Annotated in this window: 3 protein-coding genes; 1 reads left to right on the top strand and 2 read right to left on the bottom strand. The window is 50.4% G+C overall.

The features are described from left to right. The first annotated feature begins 615 nt into the window (after nucleotides 1–615). Entirely contained in the window at nucleotides 616–813 is a 198-nt protein-coding gene (locus GZ1_RS19915; RefSeq protein WP_083509342.1) for an IS66 family transposase, read from the top strand. A 403-nt stretch (nucleotides 814–1216) separates the two neighbouring features. Here the strand turns inward: GZ1_RS19915 and GZ1_RS17620 are convergent, their stop codons facing one another. Both GZ1_RS17620 and GZ1_RS17615 read right to left on the bottom strand, forming a co-directional pair. After that, a complete protein-coding gene (locus GZ1_RS17620) occupies nucleotides 1217–2017 on the bottom strand; it encodes an ExeA family protein (protein ID WP_060789006.1) in 801 nt (266 codons plus the stop codon). Further along, nucleotides 2010–2238 (bottom strand): Mu transposase domain-containing protein (locus GZ1_RS17615; RefSeq protein ID WP_174520701.1); only part of this gene is annotated, 229 nt, incomplete at its 5' end. The genes GZ1_RS17615 and GZ1_RS17620, both read right to left, overlap by 8 nt.

Here is a 2238-nt window from a genome sequence, read left to right as displayed (position 1 = left end):
ATGTCAAGGATTCATTCGACGATGGACACAAAAAATCCTCCCGATTTTCGTTGGGAGGGTGCGAAATGTGAGGAACAACAAGAAAATACCATCCATCAGCTACAGGCACGTGTTGAACAGTTGGAAGCACACACAAAAAAACAGGACTAACAGCCATTGTCCTCCTTCTTCGGATTCGTTTCGCCCTCGAACCTCCTTACGGAAGAAAACCGGAAAGCGTCCAAGTGGAACAGATCGGACATCGATGTCACATGCTCCAAAAGGCGGCAACCCTCATCATATCGTGGTACATCGGGTGACCCATGCCAAAGCTGCGGGGTATCCTTGGAACACGTTCCTGCTCTTCGGCATCTCACACCCGGCAAGTATGGGATCTTCCATCGTTGCCGATAAAGGTGACTCAACACGAATGCGAAATCAATCTTGTCCCTACTGTCATCGTCTTCACCAAGCGGAATTTCCCTCATATGTGACCAGTTCCGTGCAATATGGCCCAAGGGTAAAAGCGCTGCTTGTCTCTATCTTACCTAATACCAACTGCTTCCCTAATCGCCGGACTACAGAGTTCATGAAAGATATCTTTGGCCATCGGATCAGTGAAGGAACGCTGGTGAAATCAACAGGCAGGCCGGCGGCATCCTTGCCGGCATCCGTTTCCTTTTCCACGAAGCCTTATTGCCTTCTCCAGTTCTTCACGTGGATAAAACGGGCTTTCGGGTACAGGGGAAACGGCAGTGGCTCCATGTAGCCGGCACCGATCAGGAGACATGGTACTCCTGCCACCCGAAAAGGGAAAGGAAGCTACTAATGTGACTTATTATTTTTTCTAAGCCAGATATCTACATCAGCAATTTTGGAGAGGCTATAGCACTTATAAAAACTACCTTAGAAGTTCTAAACGTTTTATAGCTCTTTCATATTGTTCATTTGCTGCTTGTTGATAGAATGAAAGGGCTTTATCCGTATTGCCAAGAACCTCATGGAATACTCCTAAATTGTAAGAAGCAAGTGTAAACTAGCACATTATTTCAGAATCCCTTTTTCAAATTATTTCAGGCGGATTCGGAAATAATGTGCAAAATTTTTGCGGATTGTTCCGGATTTTGCACATTCTTTCGGAACGTTTGCACGCTCTTTCAGATGAAGATTTCCAGCGCGCCTGATGGACCGATGGAAAAGAAAAAGCACAAAAGAGGCCGATTCGGCCCCTTTCGTGCTAATACCCCATTTCCTCTGCGGCCATGCGCACCACTTCTTCGTCAATGGCGTCCTTTTTCAGCTGATACCCGTATAACAGGCACGTCGTGGCCAACATGTTGATCACCCGAGGCCATCCCCGCGACTGCAGGGCAATCGCCTCTAACGCTGATGGGGTGAAGATCGGGTGCTTCGCCCCGGCCTGTTTCATCCGATGCTCGATGTAGCCCGCCACCTCTTCCCTCTCCAGCGGCCCCATCCGGTATCGCATGATGATCCGCTGGTCGAGAGGGCGGTGCTGATTGAGCCGCAGCTTCCCCTGTAAATGGGGCAGCCCGGCCAAAATCAAGACAAATGGGTTGGTCGAATCCATCTCAAAGTTGAACAAGATCGCGATGTCCTGTAAAAATGCATCCTTCGCTAAATGCATCTCATCCAAAATGAACACCGGCGTGATCCGCCGTTCATGATACAATCGCTCGATCGCCTGCTGGATTTGGCGGAAGAGGTCTACCTTGCGGTACTTCGGTTCCTCTCCTAATCCCAAGGCCAGTCCACGGTAAAAATCCATCACGCCTCCGGTGGATAACGGAAAGTAGACGACATGATACAATGATGGATTCAATGACTCTTTCAGCGCCCGAAGGGCGAACGTCTTGCCCGCCCCCGGCTCTCCGATCAACAGCCCGATCCCCCGGGTTCGTTTCACGTACTCCAGCGCCCGCAACGCTTCCTGAAATGACGCCCCTTGATACGCCTCGGACGGGTCTGTTTCTTTCGCAAACGGCTCCCGCGAAAGGGAGTAAAACGATTTATACACCGTGTTCTCCCTCCTTCGCCGGAATCGCCGCAAACGGGGACCGATGGCGTTTTACATAGGCATTGTCCTCCAAACGCACCCGAATGGCTTCCGCCACCCGTTTGCCATCTTCGTACACATAGACGCCTCGTTCGTCATAGCGGAGCTCAATCGATTGCCCAATGAACCGAGGCGGCACTTCGTATAGCTGTTTATTCAGGGTGATCGTTCCATCGGCTTTG

The sequence above is a fragment of the Geobacillus zalihae NBRC 101842 genome (genome assembly GCF_001544135.1).
Classification (GTDB): domain Bacteria; phylum Bacillota; class Bacilli; order Bacillales; family Anoxybacillaceae; genus Geobacillus; species Geobacillus zalihae.
The sequence above is the reverse complement of the archived record's forward strand: the minus strand, read 5'-3'. Positions and strand labels throughout refer to the sequence as shown.